This is a genomic window from Nocardioides oceani, assembly GCF_030412965.1.
Lineage (GTDB): Bacteria > Actinomycetota > Actinomycetes > Propionibacteriales > Nocardioidaceae > Nocardioides > Nocardioides oceani.
Window position 1 is genome coordinate 22,366 of record NZ_JAUHJQ010000014.1, and the last position, 18,709, is coordinate 41,074.

Here is an 18,709-nt window from a genome sequence, read left to right on the forward strand (position 1 = left end):
CCCCTGGCCAGCCGGATGCCGTACGGTCCACCCTTGATCGTGGCCTGGGCCACACCTCAGAATGGGCACATCGCACCGCGTGCGATGCGCACACCAGATCCGAACACCGCACGCCGCAACCACGTGCACCTGGCTGCCGACCAGCACCGGCCAGCACCGACCCAGCACCGACCAGCACCGCCGACACCCGGACCACCGGGACGGCTCGAGAGGGGCCCCATGCTCGCCGCCGAACGCCAAGCGCGCATCCTGCAGGAGGTCGAGCACCTCGGGGCCGTGCGGGTCAGCCAGCTGGCCCGGCTCCTGGCCGTCTCGGAGATGACCATCCGGCGCGACCTCGACCACCTGGCCGCCCGGGGCAGCATCGAGAAGGTCCACGGCGGCGCGACCGTCGCGGGTGGAGCGAAGCCCAGCACCGACGAGCCCGGCTTCGAGGCGAAGTGGGCCCAGCAGACGGCCGAGAAGGAGGCCATCGCCGCGGCGGCCGCCGCCATGGTGCGCCCCGGCTCGGCGGTCGGCCTCTCGGCCGGCACGACGACCTGGACGCTCGCCCACCGCCTGCGGTCGATCCCGGACCTGACCGTCGTCACCAACTCCATGCGGGTCGCCGACGTGCTGCACAAGGCGCCGGGAGGCGCCCCCAACGTGGTGCTCACCGGCGGCGTCCGCACGCCCTCGGACGCGCTCGTCGGGCCCGTCGCCGTCTCCTCGCTGCGGCTGCTCCACCTGGACGTGGTCTTCCTGGGCGTGCACGGCATCCACCCGCGCGCCGGCTTCACCACCCCCAACCTCCTCGAGGCCGACACCGACCAGGCGCTGGTCGCCGCGGGGCAGCGCCTCGTGGTGCTGGCCGACCACACCAAGTGGGGGATGATCGGCATCAGCACCATCGCGCCCGTGGACCGCGCGGACGTCGTCGTCACCGACGACGGGTTGCACGAGGACGGCCGGGCGAGCGTCCGGGAGCGCGGGGTGGAGCTGGTCGTGGCCCCCGTGGCCGGGGTCGGACCGAGCCGCGCCCGCGACACGGCGGGCGTCTCGTGAGCCGCGGCGGGGACGAGCACCTGCTCGAGCACGGCGGCTACACCGCGGTCGCCACCGAGGTGGGCGGCGGGCTGCGCCGCGTGTGCCACGGCGGGCGCGACCTGGTCCGGCCCTACGACGCCGACGAGGTCCGCCCGCGCTTCCGCGGCTCGGTCCTGCTCCCCTGGCCCAACCGGGTCGCCGACGGCCGCTACCGCTTCGGCGGGGAGGACCACCAGCTGGCGCTGACCGAGCCGGAACGGGGCAACGCCCTGCACGGCCTGGTGTGCTGGGTGCGCTTCTCCGTCGTGGAGCGGGACCGCTCCTCGGTCACGCTCGGCCACCGGCTGGTCCCGCAGCAGGGCTACCCCTTCGACCTCGACGTCACCGTGCGCCACGCCCTCGACGACGACGGCCTGACCACCACGGTCACGACGCGGAACGTCGGCACCGACCCGGCGCCGTACGGCGTCGCACCGCACCCCTACCTCGTCGCCGGGCCCGGACCGGTCGACGACTGGACGCTGCGGCTCCCCGTCGCCGAGGTGCTGGAGGTGACCCCGGACCGGCTGCTGCCGCTGGACCGCTCCCCCGTCGCCGGGACCGACCGCGACTTCCGCACCGCGCGGGTCGTCGGGACCACCGAGCTCGACCACGCCTTCACCGGCGTGGTGCCGGACGAGGACGGCCGGGCCCGGGTGGTGCTGCACGACGCCGCCGGCCTGGGCGTGACGTGCACCTGGGACCCGGCCGTGCTGCCCTGGATCCAGGTGCACACCGGCGACCTCCCCCTCGAGCCGGGCAACCACCGCCGCGGCCTCGCGGTCGAGCCGATGTCCTGCCCGCCCGACGCCTTCAACGGCGGCGAGGACCTCGTCGTGCTGCCGCCCGGCGGGTCGCACACCGCGTCGTGGACGATCGGGGCGCTTCCGCCCCGGTGATCAGTCCTGGCGGCGGTCCTCGCTCGGCCACGTGGTGACCAGGCGGGCGCCGCCGCCGGGGGCGTCGCCGATGGTGACCGTGCCGCCGTGGGCGCGGACCAGGCCGTGGACGATGTAGAGCCCGAGCCCGGAGCCGCCGCGGGCGCCGCCCTTCCAGAACTTCGTGAACACCCGGCGACGCATCTCCTCGGGGATGCCCTCGCCCTCGTCGTCGACGGTGATGCGGACCCCGGGCGGGTCCGTGTCGTGGCCCGCGCCGACCGCCTCGACCAGCACCCCGACCGAGCCGTCGCCGTGGCGGACGCCGTTCTCGACCAGGTTGGTGACGACCTGGGTGAACTTGTCGGGGTCGACGTGCACCGGGGGCAGCTCCCCGTCGGGCGCGTCGATCCGCAGGTGGATCGGGCGCGCCGTCCCGGCCTGGACCGACTCGACGATGCGGGTGACGAGCACCCCGGCGTCCGAGGGCCGCGGGTAGAGCTGCAGCCGGCCCGTGTCGATCCGGGCGACGTCGAGCAGCTCGGCGATCAGCCGGCTCAGCCGGTCGGAGTCGGCGCTGACCGTGGTGAGCATCAGCTTCTTCTGGTCGTCGTTGAGCTTGTCCCACCGGTTCAGCAGCGCCTGGACGAACCCTTTCACGCCGGTCAGCGGGGAGCGCAGCTCGTGCGCGACGGTGGCGACGAGGTCGGAGCGCTCGCGGTCCAGCCGGGCGCGGCCGCGCCCGGAGCGCAGCGTGACGGCCACGCGACGTACCGGCCGGTCGAGCGCGTCGCGGTGGATCCGCGCCGCGACGAGCACCTCGGTGCCGTCCGGGAGTAGCCAGGACTGCTCGGGCACCGCGGTGCGCGTGGCGATGCCGGCGTACGGCGTGTTGCACGCCGCCCACGCCCGACCATCCTGGTCGCGCAGCGCGAGCACCTCCGGCAGCGGGCGACCGAGCGCCCCCTCGGAGGTGGTCCCGAGCATCCGGGCCGCCTGGGCGGAGAGCAGGACCACCCGCTGGTCGGCGTCGGCGACGACGACCCCGTCGGGCAGTGAGTCGGCGAGGGCCTGGGCGTCCACGATGGCCACCCTAGGCGGCCTCAGCGCGGGTAGTACTCGTTGCGCAGCGTCACCACGACGTTCTGCAGCACCACCTCGGGTGGCAGGGTGACCGCGGTGGCGACCAGGCCGGCGACGATCGCGGGGTCCATCATCCGCTCCGGCGGCAGCCCCCACTGGTCCATCATCGGCGTCGCCATCGCGGCCGGGTCGATGATGCTGACCCGCGCGGGCCAGCCGCGCTCGCGCGACTCGGTCTGCATCACCTCGGCCAGCTTGTGCATCGCGGCCTTGGACGCGTTGTAGGCCCCCGCCCCGGCACCGACGGTCAGCGCGCTGATCGAGACCACGCACACGATGTCGCCGGTGCTCGCGCCGGCGGCCCGGAGGTGCCGGACGAAGGCCCGGCCGAGGTACATCGGTCCGTGGACGTTGACCGCGAAGACGCCGTGCCACTGGTCGTCCTCGACGTCGGTGAGGTCGGCGCCGCGGTCGGTCCCGGCGTTGTTGACCAGGAGGTCGAAGCGCGCCCCGTGCTCGGCGGCGGCCCGCGCCACCACCTCGTCGACGGCCGCGCTGTCCGTGACGTCGAGCGGGACCGCCTCGGCGCCGCCCGCGGCTCCGATGGCCCCGACGGCCTCGACGGTCCGCGCCGCGCCGTCGGCGTCGATGTCGGCGACCAGCACGTGCGCTCCGCGCCCGGCCAGCTCGAGCGAGATCGAGCGGCCCAGTCCGCTGCCCCCGCCGGTGACGAGCGCGACGCGCCCCTCCAGGTCCTGTGTCGTCATGGCCGGGCTGTACCCGTGGGTCCGCCGCCGAGACACGCGACGTCCCCCGAAGGGATGAAGCAGGTGGGCCCGGGTACCCCGGCGGCACCTGGCAGTCACGGGAGGACAGCGGATGAGGCGGACAACGGGCGCGACGGTCGTCACCGGCGGCGCGGGATTCGTGGGCTCCTGGCTGTGCCAGCGGCTGCTCGCCGACGGTCACGAGGTGTGGTGCGTCGATTCGCTCGCCACCGGCCGCCGCGAGAACGTCGCCCACCTCCTGCACGACCCGTGCTTCCACCTCGTCCTCGCCGACGTGTGCGAGCCGTTCGAGGTCCCGGGTGAGGTCGACCAGGTCCTCCACCTCGCCTCGCCGGCCTCGCCGGTGCACTACCTGCGGATGCCCGTCGAGACGCTCATGGTCGGCAGCCGCGGGACGACCAACGCGCTGGACCTCGCCGAGCGCAAGGGCGCGCGGTTCCTGCTCGCCTCGACCTCCGAGGTGTACGGCGACCCGTTGGAGCACCCGCAGCGCGAGACCTACTGGGGCAACGTGAACCCCGTCGGGCCGCGCAGCGTGTACGACGAGGCCAAGCGCTTCTCCGAGGCGCTGACCACCGCCTACCGCGACCACCGCGGCGTCGACGCGGTCATCGCGCGCATCTTCAACACCTACGGGCCGCGGATGGCCGACCAGGACGGCCGCGTCGTCCCGACCTTCGTGCACCAGGCTCTCGCCGGCGAGCCGCTGACCGTCGCCGGGGACGGCAGCCAGACCCGGTCGCTGTGCTTCGTCGAGGACACCGTCGACGGCCTCCTGCGGCTGGCGGCCTCCGACCACCCCGGACCGGTCAACATCGGCAACGACCGCGAGCTCACGGTGCTCGAGATCGCCGAGCTGGTCCGCGACATCACCGGGTCGACCTCCACCGTGGCGTTCATCGACCTGCCGACCGACGACCCGAAGGTCCGCCGGCCCGACATCACCCGCGCCGAGGAGCTGCTCGGCTGGCGTCCCACGACGCCGGTGCGCGAGGGGCTCAGCCGGACCGTGCGGTGGATGGCCGGGGGGCGGACCCAGCGCGCGACAGCCTGACCTCGCAGGCGTCGAGCACCTCGCCGACCGTGATCGCGGCGAGCGCGGGGTCGAGCGTCGCCGCGTGCGGGTCGCCCGGGCCGGTCCCGTGCCACAGCACCGTGTGCGGGCCGGCCGCCGGCGGGCCCCAGCGCTGCGGCGGGGTCGGGCCGAAGAGCAGCACCGACGGCGTGCGGTACGCCGACGCCAGGTGCGCCGTGCCGGTGTCCCCGCAGACCACCAGCCGCGCACCGGCCACGAGGGCGGCCAACCGGCTCAGGTCGGTGCGCCCGGCGAGGACGGCGGCCGGCGGGAGGCCGGCCCGGCGACGTACCTCCTCGGCGAGGGGGGCCTCGGCGGGCGAGCCGGTCAGCACGACCCTGTGCCCCTCGGCGGCCAGCCCGCGGGCGACGGCGGCGAACCGGTCCACCGGCCAGCGCCTCCCCTCCGAGGCCGCGCCCGGGTGCACGACGACGCCGCCCGGCGCCGGCGAGGGCTCGGTCGGCTCGTCGAGGGAGACGTCGTCGGGGTCGGCACCGCCCCCGAACGCGGTGGCCACGAGCCGGCACCAGCGCGCCCGCTCGTGCTCCTCGGGGTCCCACGCCGGGCCGCCGGGGACCTCGTAGGCGACGAGCCGCACGGGCTCCAGCGCCTCGAGGAGGCGGCGGCTCGCGGGGCCGTTGCCATGCAGGTCGACCGCGACCTCGGGCCGGGGCCCGGTCCACGGCACCGGCGCGAGCTCGCCGACCGGCAGGTGGGTGTCGACGGCCGCGGTCAACGCGACCAGGGGCCCGAGGGCAGGCGGGGCGGCCAGCACCAGCTCGTGGTCGGGCAGCGCCCGCCGCAGCGCCTTCAGCGCGGGCACGCCCGCCAGGTGGTCGCCCAGGCCGATCGCGCGCAGGACGAGCGCTCGGGGCCGCGCGGTCACCTGCCCGCGCCGGCGCGCTGGGCGGCCGTGGCGACGAGCGAGGTGGTCGAGCGGCCCTGGAGGTAGGGCAGGACGACCGACTGGCCGCCCCACTCGCGCAGCAGCGCCGCCTCGGGCAGCTCGACGCCCGCGTAGTCGCCGCCCTTGGCCCACACGTCGGGTCGCACCCGGCGCAGCGCCTCGGTCGGCGTGTCCTCGTCGAAGACGACCACCGCGTCGACGGGCTCGAGGGCGGCCAGCACCCGCGCCCGGTCGTCCTGCGGGACCAGCGGCCGCGACGCGCCCTTGAGCCTGCGCACGGAGGCGTCGGAGTTCAGGCACACCACCAGGCAGTCGCCGAGCGCCCGCGCCGCCTCGAGCGTGGCCACGTGGCCGGCGTGCAGGAGGTCGAAGCACCCGCCGGTCGCGACGACCGTGCCGCCGGCGGCGCGGACCAGCTCGACCCGGTCGAGCCCCGCCGCGGCGCTGCCGCGGTCCGCGGCGCCCGGGCCGGAACGGCCGAAGCCCGCCGCTCCCCCTCCGGCGACGAAGTGCGCGGCGGCCAGGACGGCGGCCTGCACCGCCTCGGTGGTCAGCGCGCCGGTGGCGAGGGCGCCGGCCGCCGCGCTGGCGAACCGGTCGCCGGCGCCGCACGGGTCGGTGGCGCCGACCCGCGGGGCGGGCAGGACCGAGGGCGAGGACTCCCCGTGGCTCAGCAGCGCGCCGCGCTCGCCCAGCGTGACCGCCACCGCCGCGGCCGACCACCGCTCGACGAGGGCGGCCGCACGGGCGCTCACCTCGCCCAGCGGCGTGCGGGCGCCCGCCCCGACGTCCCCGGCGAAGTGTGCCGCCTCGTCGCGGTTGGGCGTCACGAGCCGGACGCCCGGCACCGGCGCGGCGCCCCGCGGGTGCGGGTCCCAGACCACGGGCACCCGGCCCGCGGCGGCCGCCAAGGCCTCGCGGACGGCCGGCTCGGCGGTCAGCCCGCGGCCGTAGTCGGCGACGAGGACCGCGCCCGCGGACGCGATCGCCGCGAGGGCCGCCTCGGGGGCCGGTCCGACCGCGCCGGCCGTGCCGGTGTCGAGGCGCAGCAGCGACTGCCCGGCGGAGCGGACCCGCTTCTTGACCGACGTGCTGCCGGCGTGCGGCACGCGCACCAGCCGGACGGCGTACGAGTCCAGCAGCGCGACGAGGCGCTCCCCGTCGGCGTCGTCGGCGACCGCGGAGACCAGGACGACCTCGTGGCCGTCGCGGGCCGCGAGCGCCGCGGCCAGGCCGGCGCCTCCGGGTCGCGGGTGCTCGACGAGGTCGTCGAGCACGGGCACGGGCGCGTCGGGGCACAGGCGCCCCGCGCGGCCCTCGAGGTCGACGTCGAGGAGCGCGTCGCCGACGACGACGAGCGGGCCGCGGCTCATGCGCTGGCCCCCGAGCGGCACACGAGGTCCTCGTTCGACATCCGGGTGCGGGAGACGCCGACGCCCAGGGTGCGGTCGAGGGCCGCGCAGGTGATGTGCAGCGCGACGAGGTGCAGCTCCTGGACGGTCGCGGTGTACTGCGCGTCGACGCAGCAGGCCTCGTCGGCGACGTCGGCCAGCGGGTTGGGCCGCGGACCGGTCATCGCCCACACCTGCAGCCCGACCGCCCGTCCACGCTTCGCCGCGGCCACCATGTTGGGGCTGCGGCCGCTGGTCGACATCAGCACGAGCACGTCGCCGGGCCGGCCGTGGGCCTCGACCTGGCGGGCGAAGAGCTCCTCGGGCGGGTAGTCGTTGGCGATCGCGGTGAGGCTCGAGGTCTCCGAGGTCAGGCAGATCGCGGAGAACGGCGGCCGGTCCTCGCGGTAGCGGCCCACGAGCTCGGCGGTGAGGTGCTGGGCCTGGGCGGCGCTGCCTCCGTTGCCGGCCGCGAGCAGGCGCCCGCCGCCGTCGAGGACCTCCGCGAGCCGCACCCCCCAGTCGTCGACGACGTCGACGCACGGGCCGAACCTCTCCAGCGCCCGCGACAGCTCGAGCAGGTGCTCGTGGTCGCAGGGGGTGTGCAGGGGGCGGGCGTTCGTGCCGGTCATCGGGTCACCTCCGAGGTGAGGCGCGCGGGCGCGCCGAGGAGTGCTGCGTAGACGGACTCGGTCTGCTCCACGACGCAGCGCCAGTCGTAGCGCTCGAGCGCGCGGCGCCGCCCGGCCCTGCCGTACGCCGCCCGGCGCACGTCGTCGGCGAGGAGCGCGCCGAGCGCGCCGGCGAGCGCGTCGGGGTCGCGCGGCGGGACCAGCTCGCCGGTCACGCCGGGGACGACCGTGTCGAGGAGGCCACCGACGGCCGAGCCGACGACCGGCCGGCCGCACGCCATCGCCTCGAGCGGCACGATCCCGAACGGCTCGTACCACGGCACGGTGACGACCACGTCGCTGCTCCGCACCAGGGCGGGTACGTCGCCGCGCGGGACGGCCCCGGTGAACACGACCCGGTCGGAGACGCCGAGGTCGGCCGCGAGCGCGCGGAGCCGGGCGACCTCGGGGTCGGCGTCCAGCGCGTCGGCGAGCGGCCCGCCCGCGACGACGAGCTCGACGTCGGGGATCCGGGCCACCGCCCGGACGGCGTCGTCGATGCCCTTGCGGGCGACCATGCGGCCGATCACCAGCACCCGCCGCCGCCCGGCCCGGCCGGCACCAGTGGGCACACCGGCGGGCGCGGCACCGGGACGGAAGTGCCCCACGTCCACGCCGCACGGGATGACGTCGGCGCGGGCCGGGTCGAGCCCCAGCTCGACCAGCTCGCGCACCTCGTCGGAGCAGGTCGCCACGACTCGCGCCGCCTCGCGGCAGATCCGCCGCTCCAGGTCGATCCGGTCGGCCGGGCTGGTGTCGTCCGCACCCTGCCACCGGCGCTTGACCGAGCCGAGCGCGTGGAAGGTCTGCACGACGGGGACGCCCGTGCCGGCGGTGGCGTCGAGCGAGGCGACGCCGCTCATCCAGAAGTGGGCGTGGACGACGTCGGGCCGCCACCGGCGCCACTGGGCGGCGAGCCGCTCGGCGAAGGCCGGCATGTGCGGCAGCAGGTCGTCCTTCGGGACCTCGGTCGGCGGCCCGGCGGGCACGTGGTCGACGACGTACCCGTCGGCGGTGCGCACCCGGTCGGGGGTCCCGGTGCGGTCGCGCCGCGTGTGCACGACGACCTCGTGGCCGCGCCGGGCGAGGCCGGCCGCCAGCGCGGCGACGTGGACGTTCTGGCCGCCGGCGTCGACGCCGCCGAGCGTCGCCAGGGGGTCGGCGTGCTCCGAGACGAGCGCGATCTTCACGGGATCCTCCTCAGGGTCGCGCTCGGCGCGGGCGCGGCCAGGCCGCCGAGCTCGGTGACGGCGGCGACCACCTGGGCAGGGGTCACCGACGACAGGCAGGGGTGCCCGGGCACCGGGCAGGTGGTCGCGCGGGTGCCCCGGCACGGGGCGTCGCGGTCGCCGAGCACGACGCGCCGGTCGGTGTACGGCGCCCAGCGTTCGACGGGGACGGTCGGTGCGAAGAGGGAGACCACGGGCACCCCGACCGCGGCTGCCAGGTGGGCGGGCCCGGTGTTGCCGACGACGACCGCCCGCGCGCCGGCCAGCAGACCGGCGAGCTCACCGAGGTCGGTGCCGCCGCCGCGGTCGATCCCGCCGCCGCCGGCGACGAGGGCGGTCAGGTCGCGCTCGTCGGGGCCGCCGGTGACCACGACGGTCGTGCCGCGCTCGGTGAGCAGCCGGCACGCCTCGCGGTAGTGCTCGGCCGGCCACGCTCGGGCGGGCACCGACGTGCCGGGGTGGAGCACGACGTACGGCACCGGGGAGGGCTCGGCGACGACCGTGCGGACCGCGAGCGCCCCGGGGTCGCCCGGGGGCAGCTCGAACCCGCACGCCCGGGCCAGCGAGAGCGCCCGCTCCGGCTCGGGGACGTCGGCGTCGAAGCGGTGCCGGACGTCGAGCAGCGAGCCCGGGTAGTCCTCGCTGATCGCGCCGACCCAGGGCACCCCGGCCATCCGCAGCAGCAGCGCGGTGGGCAGCGCGGACTGGTGGAAGGAGGTGAAGACGACCGCCCGGTCGTAGCGGCCGGCGGCGACCAGCGCGACGAGGTCCTCGACGTCATCGCGGGCGACCGGGTCCGGCTCGGGGTCGATCCAGGGCGCCCGCCAGCACAGCAGGTCGTCGACGCCGGGGAGCAGCTCGGCCGCGGCCCGCCCGCGGGGCCCGCAGAGCAGGGCGAGGTGGTCGGACCCGGCCGCGAGGGCACGGAGCGCCGGCCCGGTGACGAGGACGTCTCCGAGGCTGTCGAGCCGGACGGCGAGCGTGCGGGTCACCAGCGGCCCCGCACGATCTCCTCGACGGCCGCCGGGAGGGACGGCGCGACGAGCGCGGCCCGGTCGACCTCGTCGGCGCGGGTCTGCGCGGTCGGCACCAGCACGCCCACCGCGCCGGCCGCCTCGGCCGCGGCGACGTCGGCCTCGATGTCGCCGACCAGCACCGTGCGCGCGGGATCGACGTCGAGCTCGGCGCACGCCTGCTTGACCATGCCGGGCGCCGGCTTGCGGCACGCGCAGCCGTCCTCCGGACCGTGCGGGCACAGCAGCACGACCTCGAAGGGGCCGAGGAGCTCCGCGACGCGGGCGTTGACGGCGTCGGCCTGCTCGCGGGTGATCAGGCCCCGGGCGATGCCGGACTGGTTGGTCACCACGCCGAGCCGCACGCCGAGCGCCCGCAGCCGGTCGAGGGCCTCGCGGGCGCCCTCGACGGGCCGGACGAGCGCCGGGTCGCCGTTGTAGGGCACGTCGTGGACCAGCGTGCCGTCGCGGTCGAGCAGCACCAGGTCGGGCAGGCCGCGCCAGGGGCCGGAGCGCCGGTGCCGGACGATGCCGCGCGCGGAGTGCCACGTCGCCGCGACCGGGATCGCCGCGCTGGTCAGCGCCATCCGGCGTACCTCCGCGGCGTCCCGGGGGCCGGGAGCGATCCGCGCCCACGCGAAGTCGGCCGTGCCGGCGAGCCAGGCCGCCGCGGCGAACAGAGCGGTACGTCGCCGGCCAGCCGCCAGGGCCCCGACCGCGGCCGCGGCCGCCGCGGCCACCGCGACGTGCCGCGGCCGCCGACCCAGCGGCGCCTCGGCGCGCACGTGCCAGTCCGGGCCGTGGACGGCCCGCATCAGGTAGTCGTCGGCGTTGCCGGCCTGCTGCCGCAGGCTCGCCCAGTCGTCCGCCGGCCGCACCGGGTGGGCGGTGAGCCGGCTCCCGTCGAGCACCCGCCCGCGGTCGGCGCCCAGCCGGAGGGCGAGGTCGGCGTCCTCGCGGAACGCCCGCGGGAAGCGCTCGTCGAACCCGCCCACCGCGGACAGGTCGCGGCGGCGGTAGGTCAGGTCGGCGGTGATCCACCGGGCCGTCTCCAGCCCCGCGGTGCCGCGCTCCCAGTCCGTGGGAGGGCGGTCCTCGGGCAGCGGCACCCGGATCCGGCCCTCGGAGCCGACGGCGTCGCGGGCCGCGGCGAGCTCGAGGTCGACCCGCAGCCGCTCGTGCCAGTCGGTCCCGGGCAGGACGTCGTCGTCGAGGAACGAGACCCACGTCGTGCGGGCGTGCCGCCAGCCGATGTTGCGGGCGCGAGCCGGTCCCCCGCCACCGGCCCGGACGACGCGCAGGTCCAGACCGTGGCCGGGCAGCCGCCGGCGTACCTCCTCGGCGAGGTCGGGACCCTCGGGCCGGTCGTCGACGAGGACGACCGGCACGTCGAGCGGCACGGTCTGGCCGGCCAGCCGCTCGAGCAGGACGAGCAGGCTCGGGCGGCCGACGGTGGGGACGACGACGGTGGTGTCGGTGCGGGCGTGGCGCCCGGTCACGCCGCGCCTGCCAGCGCCCGGCGGCGGACCACGAACGGCCCGATCGCGAGCATCGTCACCGGCGCGGACCCGAAGCACTCCAGCGCGTCGCGCGGGTCGTCGACCATCGGCCGGCCCGCGGTGTTGAGGCTGGTGTTGATGACCACCGGCAGGCCGGTGCGCTGCTCGAAGACCTCGAGCATCCGGCCCAGCAACGGGTGGTCGTCGGTGTCGACGGTCTGGACGCGGGCGGTGCCGTCGACGTGCACGACCGCCGGGATCCGGTCGCGCCACTCGGGCGCGACGTCGTGGACGAAGAGCATGTACGGCGACGGGAGCGGCCCGCGGGAGAAGATGTCGGCCGCGCGCTCGGCGCGCACCATCGGCGCGACGGGACGGAACTGCTCGCGCCCCTTGACGTCGTTGAGCCGCTCGAGGTTCTCCTGCCGGCCCGGGTGGGCGAGCAGCGAGCGGTGCCCGAGCGCGCGCGGGCCGTACTCGCTGCGGCCCTGGAACCACGCCACGACCCCGTCGGCGGCCAGGCACTCGGCGACCTCGACGGCCACGTCGTCCGGCCGCTCGTAGGGCACCTGCGCGGTGCGCAGCCAGGCCTCGACCTCGTCGTCGGTGAAGCCGCGGCCCAGGTCGGCGCCGCGCATGGGGGTCAGCGCGTCGCCGGAGGTGTAGGCGTGGTGGAGCGCGCTGCCCAGGGCGGTGCCGGCGTCACCGGCGGCGGGCTGGACCCAGACGGACTCGTAGCCGGTCTCGGCGTGCAGGCGGGTGTTGGCCACGCAGTTCAGCGCGACCCCGCCGGCGAGGGTGAGGGTCGTCCCGCCGGTGCGGCGCCGCAGCCACTCGGCGAGGTCGATCAGCACCTCCTCGAGCCGGGTCTGCACCGTGGCTGCGAGGTCGGCGTGGTCCTGGGTCCACTCCTCCCCCGGCGCCAGCCGCTTGGCCAGGGCCGACCAGTCGACACCGCGCGTGACGAAGCCGCCGTCGCCGTCGGCGCGCACCAGGTCGCGGATCTCGTCCATGAACCGCGGCCGGCCGTAGGAGGCCATCGCCATGACCTTGTACTCGTCGGAGGAGCGCAGGAAGCCCAGGTGCTCGGTGAGGTCCTCGTAGAGCAGGCCGAGGGAGTGCGGGAGCTCCTGCGCGGCGTGGACGGTCAGCGCGCCGCCGTCGTACCGGCCGGCCAGGTGGCTGGCGCACTCGCCGCGCCCGTCGAGCACCAGCACGTCGGTGTCGGGGTGCGGCGAGGCCAGTGCGCTGGAGGCGCCGTGGGCGACGTGGTGGGGCACGAAGACCACCGAGGCCGGGTCGAGGCCCGGGAGCGCGGTGGAGAGGAACCCCGGCGCCTGGCGCGCGTAGGTCTGGCGCAGGTGGTCCCACGGGTCGAAGAGACCGAGGTCATCCGCCGGCCGCGCGCGGTCGGGGTCGTAGGAGTAGGTCACCGCGTCGAGCTCGGAGACGTCGATCCCGGCGTGCTCCAGGCACCACCGCGCCGCCAGCTCCGGCTGTTCCCACGCCGCGAACGGGACCGGGCGCTTGCCGTGCTTGCGGCGGGAGAACCGCTCCTCCTCGGCCGCCGCGACGGTCACCCCGTCCACCACGAGCGCGGCGGCAGGGTCGTGGAAGAGGGCGTTGATGCCGAGGACCTTCACGAGCGCTCCTGAACGTCGGTTGCGGTCGCGGTTCCCTGGGTGACCGCTCCCATACGCGGCTCCACCGGGCCTGACCTGCACTGCTAGGGGCGCTTCCCTCCCGAAGGGCGAATGCCCCCGTCGGCGCGGGGAACAGGCGTCGCGTGGCCCAGCCGACCCCCCGCCCCGACCACCCCGCCTGATGCGCGTCCTGCTCTGGCACGTCCACGGCTCCTGGACCACCTCCTTCGTCCAGGGACCGCACGAGTACGTCGTGCCGGTGACGCCCGACCGCGGGCCCGACGGGCTGGGCCGCGCCCGCACCTGGGACTGGCCGGCCAGCGTGGTGGAGCTCCCGCCCGAGCAGCTCGCCGACGCCGGCATCGACCTCGTGGTGCTCCAGCGGCCGCACGAGCTCGACCTCGCCGAGCGCTGGCTCGGCCGGCGGCCCGGCGTCGACGTCCCGGCGGTCTACCTCGAGCACAACACCCCGCTGCACGGCCACCCCGACGTCCCCGACACCCGGCACCCCGTGGCGGGGCAGTCCGCGGTCCCGCTCGTGCACGTCACCGGCTTCAACGAGCTGTTCTGGGACAACGGCGAGGCGCGGACGACCGTCATCGACCACGGCATCGTCGACCCGGGCCGGCGCTGGAGCGGCGAGCTCGCGCACGCCGCCGTCGTCGTCAACGACCCCGTCCGCCGCGGCCGCTCGGTCGGCACGGACCTGCTGCCCGACCTGCTCGCCGTCGGCCCCGTCGACGTCTTCGGCATGCGGGTCGACCAGCTGCCGCCGGCCGCGGGCCTGACCACCCACGAGGACCTCCCCCAGGCATCCATGCACGACGAGCTCGCACGCCGCCGGGTGTACGTCCACACCGCGCGCTGGACCTCCCTCGGCCTCTCCCTGCTGGAGGCGATGCACCTCGGCATGCCCGTGGTCGCCCTGGCGACCACCGAGGCGGCCGTGGCGGTGCCGCCGGCGGCCGGTGTCGTCACCACCCGCCGCGCCGACCTGCGCGACGCCGTCGCCCGCTTCCTCGCCGACCCGGCCGCGGCCGCCGAGGCCGGCGCGCACGCGCGCGAGCACGCGCTCGCGCACTACGGGCTGCCGCGGTTCCTGGAGCGCTGGGACGAGGTGCTGGCCGCCGCGCTCGCCGGCACCGCGTGAGCGACCGGGTCACCACGGTCGTGATGACCCGCGACCGCTGGCCGGACCTGCAGGTCTCCCTCCCCCACCACGAGCCGCCGGTCGTGCTGGTCGACAACGCCTCCGCCGACGGCACCCCGCAGCTCGTCGGCCGCCACCACCCCGACGTCGAGGTGCTCGCGCTCACCCGCAACCTCGCCGCGCCCGCCCGCAACCTCGGCGTCGAGGCCGCGCGGACGCCGTACGTCGCCTTCGCCGACGACGACTCGTGGTGGTCGCCGGGCGCGCTCGACCGGGCCGCGGACCTGCTCGACGCCCACCCGCGCCTGGCCGTCGTCCACCCCCGGATCCTCGTCGGCCCCGAGGAGCGGCTGGACGGGCTGTGCGCCGAGCTCGCCCGCAGCCCGCTGCCGCGGCTGGCCGACCTGCCGGGTCCCCCGATCGCGGGCTTCGTGGCCTGCGGCGTGGTCGTGCGGCGCAACGCGTTCCTCGAGACGGGCGGCTTCGACGCGGTCGTGGCGTTCCCGGGCGAGGAGGAGCGGGTCGCCCTGGACCTGCTCGCCGGCGGGTGGCACCTGACCTACGTCGAGGACGTCGTCGCCCACCACCACCCCTCGCCGTCGCGCGACCCCGGCGGCCGCCGCCGCGCACGAATCGCGCGCAACCACCTGCTGACCGCGCTCATGCGCCGCCCGTGGCCGGTGGTGCTCCGCGAGGTCGGGTCGGTGCTCGGCGGGCGCGACCTCCCCGCCGCCCGAGGCCTGCTCCAGGCGGTGCGCCGCTCGCCGCGCGCCCTCGCCGCCCGGCGCGTCGTGCCCGGGCACGTCGAGGACCTGCTGGCGCTGCTGGCCTGAGCGGCGGCCGAGGAGGACCGCTCAGGGGCGGGGGTCGGTGCGGGTCCAGCGCTTCTCGTCGCGCCGGTGACCGGTGGCGGCCAGGCACCGGTGGCACACCGACGCGACGCGGTCGGCGTCCCGGCCGGTCGCCGGCTGCACGTCGGCCCACTCGACGTGGGAGAACCGCCCCAGCCCCGCCTTCTTCACCGGGATGCCGCAGAGCGTCTGGTTGGTCCCCGGCAGCCACGCGTGGACCTCGCCGGCCGGCGTCCGGAACCCGTCGGGGTCGGTCCAGGAGTCCGTGGCGGCCACCATCGTGCGCATGGAAGGCGGGTATCCACCGCCGGACGCCGCATACGGCGCCGACCGGGCGCGTGCACCGCCCGCCCGGCTCAGGCGCGCTGGGCCCTCGCCGAGGCGTAGAGGCACAGCGCGGCGGCGGTGGAGAGGTTGAGGCTCTCGGCCCGCCCGTGGATCGGGATCCGCACCCGGTGGTCGGCGAGCGCGGCCAGCTCGTCGGGCAGGCCCCAGGCCTCGTTGCCGAACAGCCAGGCGGTCGGGCGGGCCAGCAGCGGCTCGGCGCCCGGACCGTGGAGGTCGACCTCGCCGGCACCGTCGGCGGCCAGCACGACCAGCCCGGCGTCCTGCGCCGCGCGGACGGCCGTCGCCGCGTCCGGCTCGACGGCCAGCGGCAGGTGGAACAGGCTCCCGACGCTGGCCCGCACCGTCTTGGGGTTGTGGGCGTCGACCGAGCTGCCGGCGAGCACGACCAGGTCGGCGCCCGCGGCGTCGGCGCAGCGCACGACGGTGCCGGCGTTGCCGGGGTCGCGGACGTCGGCGCAGATCGCGGCGAGCCGGGTGGACCGGTCCGGGCCGAGGAGGTCGGCGAGCGGACGATCGAGGTGCCGGCAAAGCGCGACGAGGCCGGCAGGCGTCACGCTGTCGCTGAGCGAGGCGAGCGCCTTGTCCTCGACCAGCGTCCAGCGGACCGCGGCGTCGTCGGCGGCGGCCGCCAGCGCGGCGTACGACTCGGTGGCGGCGACCGTCGCGAAGACCTCGACGACGGTGCCGGGGCGACCGAGGGCGCCCTCGACGGCCTTCGGGCCGTCAGCGAGGAACAGCCGCCGCTCGGTGCGTACCGAACGGCGGCTGAGCCTGCGTGCGTCCTTGACGCGAGCGTTGCTCGCGGCGAGGGGCGGCGGGGTCGTCAGGCCGAGGCCTCCGCCTTGGGCGCGTTGACGTCCTCGGGGAGGGCGTTCTTCGCGACCTCGACGAGCGCGTTGAACGCCGCGACGTCGTTGACGGCCAGCTCGGCCAGGATCTTGCGGTCGACCTCGACACCGGCGAGGTTGAGGCCCTGGATGAACCGGTTGTAGGTCATCCCCTGGGCGCGGGCCGCAGCGTTGATGCGCTGGATCCACAGCTTGCGGAAGTTGCCCTTGTTCTTGCGCCGGTCGTTGTAGCTGTAGACCAGCGAGTGGGTGACCTGCTCCTTGGCCTTGCGGTACAGGCGCGAGCGCTGGCCGCGGTAGCCGCTGGCGCGCTCGAGGGTCGTACGGCGCTTCTTCTGGGCGTTGACTGCCCGCTTGACGCGTGCCATCTGTGTTGCTCCTTGGTACTCAGGGTCTCGACGGGCTCATCGGCTGGTGCCGACGACCCACCGTGGAACGGGGTGGGGCGAGGTCAGAGACCCAGCATCTTCTTCGCGCGCTTGACGTCGGCCTTGGCCAGCTCGACCGTGCCGGTCATCCGGCGGGTCACCTTCGAGGGCTTCTTCTCGAGGTTGTGGCGCTTGCCGGCCTTCTCACGGAGGATCTTGCCGGAACCGGTCACCTTGAACCGCTTGCTGGCGCCGGAGTGCGTCTTGTTCTTGGGCATCTGTTGTCTCTCTCTCGTCGTCCTGCCGACAGCACGGTGGTGCCGCGGCGGAAGTCTGCGGGCGAGCTCGGGGCTCGGGCCGGGACCGACTCAGGCGTCGATCTCCGGGTCGAGGTTCTCGGAGCGGCCGCGCTCCTTCTTCTGCGCGACCGGACCAGCGGCGTGGGCGGCGTCGCGCTCGGCGCGCTCCTCGGCCTCGGCGGCGGCGCGCTCGGCGCTCCGCGCGTCCTTGGCGGCCTGGGCGTCGACCTTGGCGTCGGCCTTCTTCTTGTGCGGGCCGAGCACCATGATCATGTTGCGCCCGTCCTGCTTGGGCGCGGACTCGACGAACCCGAGGTCGGTGACGTCCTCGGCGAGCCGCTGCAGCAAGCGGAAGCCCAGCTCGGGGCGGTGCTGCTCGCGCCCGCGGAACATGATCGTGATCTTGACCTTGTCCCCGGCCTTGAGGAACCGCACGACGTGACCCTTCTTGGTCTCGTAGTCGTGCGCGTCGATCTTCGGACGAAGCTTCATCTCCTTGATGATCACGTTCGTCTGGTTCCGACGGGCCTCACGGGCCTTCTGCGCGTTCTCGTACTTGAACTTGCCGTAGTCCATGAGCTTGCAGACCGGCGGGCGCGCCATGGGAGCCACCTCGACCAGGTCGAGGTCGGCCTCCTGCGCGAGGCGGAGGGCGTCGGCCGTCGGCACGATGCCGACGGTCTCGCCGTTGGGTCCAACGAGGCGGACCTCGGAAACCCGGATCCGGTCGTTGATACGAAGCTCGGTGCTGATGTGTCCTCCTGGTGGCTACGTGGCCGGAGCCCCGCCGCCTCCCCGCAAGGGTCCGGGAACGACGAAAGGCCTCCGCTGACGCAAGCGGAGGCCTGTCACTACCTGTCACCGCGGGGCAGCACGTCAGACGTGCGCTCCACGGCCGGAGCCCTTCAGGACCGGACCCGACGACCTCGCGGTCGATGCGGGTGGGAGACGGATGGTGCTGGTCCCCGCTTGTGGATCTGCTCCCTGCCCCAGGACGCACCCGGGCCAGGTCACTGATCGGTCAACACAGGAGACTAGCCGATCATTCCGCCGCAGGCCGAATCCAGGCCTGCCGGTCGCCCACGCGCGCGAGGGTCCACCCGGCGGCGAGCGCCTGCAGGTCCTCCCCCTCGACGACGACCCGCACCGGGCCGGCCACGTCGACCAGCAGCGCCGCCGCGCCCTCCTGGACCGCGGACTGGGCGGCGACCCGGGCCGGCACCGGCACCGGCCGCGCTTCCGGGTCCCACGCGGCCATGGCCGCGGTGCCCGAGAAGGCGAGGAGGGCCAGGCGCCCGTCGGCGCCGGTCAGGAGGACGGCCGCCATGTCGGAGGTCTTGTCGTGGGCGAGCCCGTGCTCGTCGACCTCCACCTCGCCGAGCACCGCGACGACCGGCACCAGCAGACGGCACCCGGCCAGGGCGGCCAGCACGTCGGCGTACCGCGTGCGATCGGAGGCGTACGCCGCGGTCGCCGCGGCGAGCGCGGGCGGCACCTCCCCGGTGTCGCCGGGGAACCCCGGACCCAGGATCCGCTTCTGGTCGGGACGCTCGCTCACGCCCGCGATGCTCTCAGACGCACGCTCGTGACCCGCGACACGCCC

Annotated in this window: 20 protein-coding genes; 5 read left to right on the forward strand and 15 right to left on the reverse strand. The window is 76.0% G+C overall.

The genetic code is table 11. From position 1 onward, the window contains the following. Positions 1–219 precede the first annotated feature (219 nt). Together QWY28_RS21000 and QWY28_RS21005 are read left to right on the forward strand one after the other, a co-directional pair. Complete coding sequence (locus tag QWY28_RS21000) at positions 220–1,044, forward strand: DeoR/GlpR family DNA-binding transcription regulator (protein ID WP_300954763.1); 825 nt, start codon at positions 220–222, stop codon at positions 1,042–1,044. Continuing rightward, entirely contained in the window at positions 1,041–1,964 is a 924-nt protein-coding gene (locus tag QWY28_RS21005) for an aldose 1-epimerase family protein (protein ID WP_300954765.1), read from the forward strand. The genes QWY28_RS21000 and QWY28_RS21005 overlap by 4 nt, the downstream gene beginning before the upstream one ends. Here the strand turns inward: QWY28_RS21005 and QWY28_RS21010 are convergent, their stop codons facing one another. Together QWY28_RS21010 and QWY28_RS21015 are read right to left on the reverse strand one after the other, a co-directional pair. Next, positions 1,965–3,026, reverse strand: a complete 1,062-nt coding sequence (locus tag QWY28_RS21010; protein ID WP_300954766.1) for a sensor histidine kinase — start codon at positions 3,024–3,026, stop codon at positions 1,965–1,967. It abuts the gene before it with no gap. 20 nt (positions 3,027–3,046) lie between these two features. Then, a complete protein-coding gene (locus QWY28_RS21015; RefSeq protein WP_300954767.1) occupies positions 3,047–3,793 on the reverse strand; it encodes an SDR family oxidoreductase in 747 nt (248 codons plus the stop codon). Between the two features lie 112 nt (positions 3,794–3,905). Here QWY28_RS21015 and QWY28_RS21020 point away from each other — a divergent pair, with 112 nt between their 5' ends. Continuing rightward, a complete protein-coding gene (locus QWY28_RS21020; protein ID WP_300954769.1) occupies positions 3,906–4,868 on the forward strand; it encodes a UDP-glucuronic acid decarboxylase family protein in 963 nt (320 codons plus the stop codon). On the opposite strand, the gene QWY28_RS21025 is transcribed toward QWY28_RS21020, so the two are convergent. From QWY28_RS21025 to QWY28_RS21055, 7 genes are read right to left on the reverse strand one after another with little or no spacing between them, the layout of a single operon-like run. After that, positions 4,813–5,775, reverse strand: a complete 963-nt coding sequence (locus tag QWY28_RS21025) for a glycosyltransferase family 9 protein (RefSeq protein ID WP_300954770.1) — start codon at positions 5,773–5,775, stop codon at positions 4,813–4,815. The genes QWY28_RS21020 and QWY28_RS21025 overlap by 56 nt on opposite strands. Continuing rightward, entirely contained in the window at positions 5,772–7,169 is a 1,398-nt protein-coding gene (rfaE2, locus tag QWY28_RS21030; RefSeq protein ID WP_300954771.1) for a D-glycero-beta-D-manno-heptose 1-phosphate adenylyltransferase, read from the reverse strand. The genes QWY28_RS21025 and rfaE2 overlap by 4 nt, the downstream gene beginning before the upstream one ends. Beyond that, positions 7,166–7,819, reverse strand: a complete 654-nt coding sequence (locus tag QWY28_RS21035; RefSeq protein WP_300954772.1) for a D-sedoheptulose-7-phosphate isomerase — start codon at positions 7,817–7,819, stop codon at positions 7,166–7,168. Before QWY28_RS21035 ends, rfaE2 begins: the two co-directional genes overlap by 4 nt. Further along, on the reverse strand, positions 7,816–9,048 hold the full coding sequence (locus QWY28_RS21040) for a glycosyltransferase (protein ID WP_300954774.1): 1,233 nt from the start codon (positions 9,046–9,048) through the stop codon (positions 7,816–7,818). Before QWY28_RS21040 ends, QWY28_RS21035 begins: the two co-directional genes overlap by 4 nt. After that, on the reverse strand, positions 9,045–10,079 hold the full coding sequence (locus QWY28_RS21045; protein WP_300954776.1) for a glycosyltransferase family 9 protein: 1,035 nt from the start codon (positions 10,077–10,079) through the stop codon (positions 9,045–9,047). Before QWY28_RS21045 ends, QWY28_RS21040 begins: the two co-directional genes overlap by 4 nt. Next, positions 10,076–11,599 (reverse strand): HAD-IIIA family hydrolase, encoded by a 1,524-nt coding sequence (locus QWY28_RS21050; protein ID WP_300954778.1) that lies wholly within the window; start codon positions 11,597–11,599, stop codon positions 10,076–10,078. Before QWY28_RS21050 ends, QWY28_RS21045 begins: the two co-directional genes overlap by 4 nt. Beyond that, positions 11,596–13,242, reverse strand: a complete 1,647-nt coding sequence (locus QWY28_RS21055; protein ID WP_300954779.1) for a carbamoyltransferase family protein — start codon at positions 13,240–13,242, stop codon at positions 11,596–11,598. Before QWY28_RS21055 ends, QWY28_RS21050 begins: the two co-directional genes overlap by 4 nt. 181 nt (positions 13,243–13,423) lie before the next feature. Between QWY28_RS21055 and QWY28_RS21060 the strand changes: the two genes are divergently transcribed. Both QWY28_RS21060 and QWY28_RS21065 read left to right on the forward strand, forming a co-directional pair. Further along, positions 13,424–14,392 carry a glycosyltransferase gene (locus tag QWY28_RS21060; RefSeq protein ID WP_300954780.1) on the forward strand — a complete coding sequence of 323 codons (969 nt, stop codon included), beginning with the start codon at positions 13,424–13,426 and terminating at the stop codon, positions 14,390–14,392. Then, the gene (locus tag QWY28_RS21065) at positions 14,389–15,225 is read left to right on the forward strand and encodes a glycosyltransferase family 2 protein (protein ID WP_300954783.1); all 837 of its coding nucleotides are present in this window, start codon (positions 14,389–14,391) and stop codon (positions 15,223–15,225) included. Before QWY28_RS21060 ends, QWY28_RS21065 begins: the two co-directional genes overlap by 4 nt. A 21-nt stretch (positions 15,226–15,246) precedes the next feature. On the opposite strand, the gene QWY28_RS21070 is transcribed toward QWY28_RS21065, so the two are convergent. From QWY28_RS21070 to QWY28_RS21095, 6 genes are all read right to left on the reverse strand, one after another. Beyond that, the gene (locus QWY28_RS21070) at positions 15,247–15,531 is read right to left on the reverse strand and encodes a hypothetical protein (RefSeq protein ID WP_300954784.1); all 285 of its coding nucleotides are present in this window, start codon (positions 15,529–15,531) and stop codon (positions 15,247–15,249) included. Positions 15,532–15,599: 68 nt separating this feature from the next. Next, positions 15,600–16,418 (reverse strand): TrmH family RNA methyltransferase, encoded by an 819-nt coding sequence (locus QWY28_RS21075; RefSeq protein WP_300954829.1) that lies wholly within the window; start codon positions 16,416–16,418, stop codon positions 15,600–15,602. Next, positions 16,415–16,807, reverse strand: coding sequence for a 50S ribosomal protein L20 (gene rplT, locus QWY28_RS21080; protein ID WP_154617256.1), 393 nt, complete (start codon positions 16,805–16,807; stop codon positions 16,415–16,417). Before rplT ends, QWY28_RS21075 begins: the two co-directional genes overlap by 4 nt. 83 nt (positions 16,808–16,890) lie before the next feature. Beyond that, positions 16,891–17,085 (reverse strand): 50S ribosomal protein L35, encoded by a 195-nt coding sequence (gene rpmI, locus QWY28_RS21085; protein ID WP_166195813.1) that lies wholly within the window; start codon positions 17,083–17,085, stop codon positions 16,891–16,893. 90 nt (positions 17,086–17,175) lie between these two features. Then, positions 17,176–17,859, reverse strand: coding sequence for a translation initiation factor IF-3 (infC, locus tag QWY28_RS21090; protein ID WP_300954830.1), 684 nt, complete (start codon positions 17,857–17,859; stop codon positions 17,176–17,178). 289 nt (positions 17,860–18,148) lie between these two features. Then, the gene (locus QWY28_RS21095; protein WP_300954786.1) at positions 18,149–18,664 is read right to left on the reverse strand and encodes an SseB family protein; all 516 of its coding nucleotides are present in this window, start codon (positions 18,662–18,664) and stop codon (positions 18,149–18,151) included. Positions 18,665–18,709: the final 45 nt, after the last annotated feature.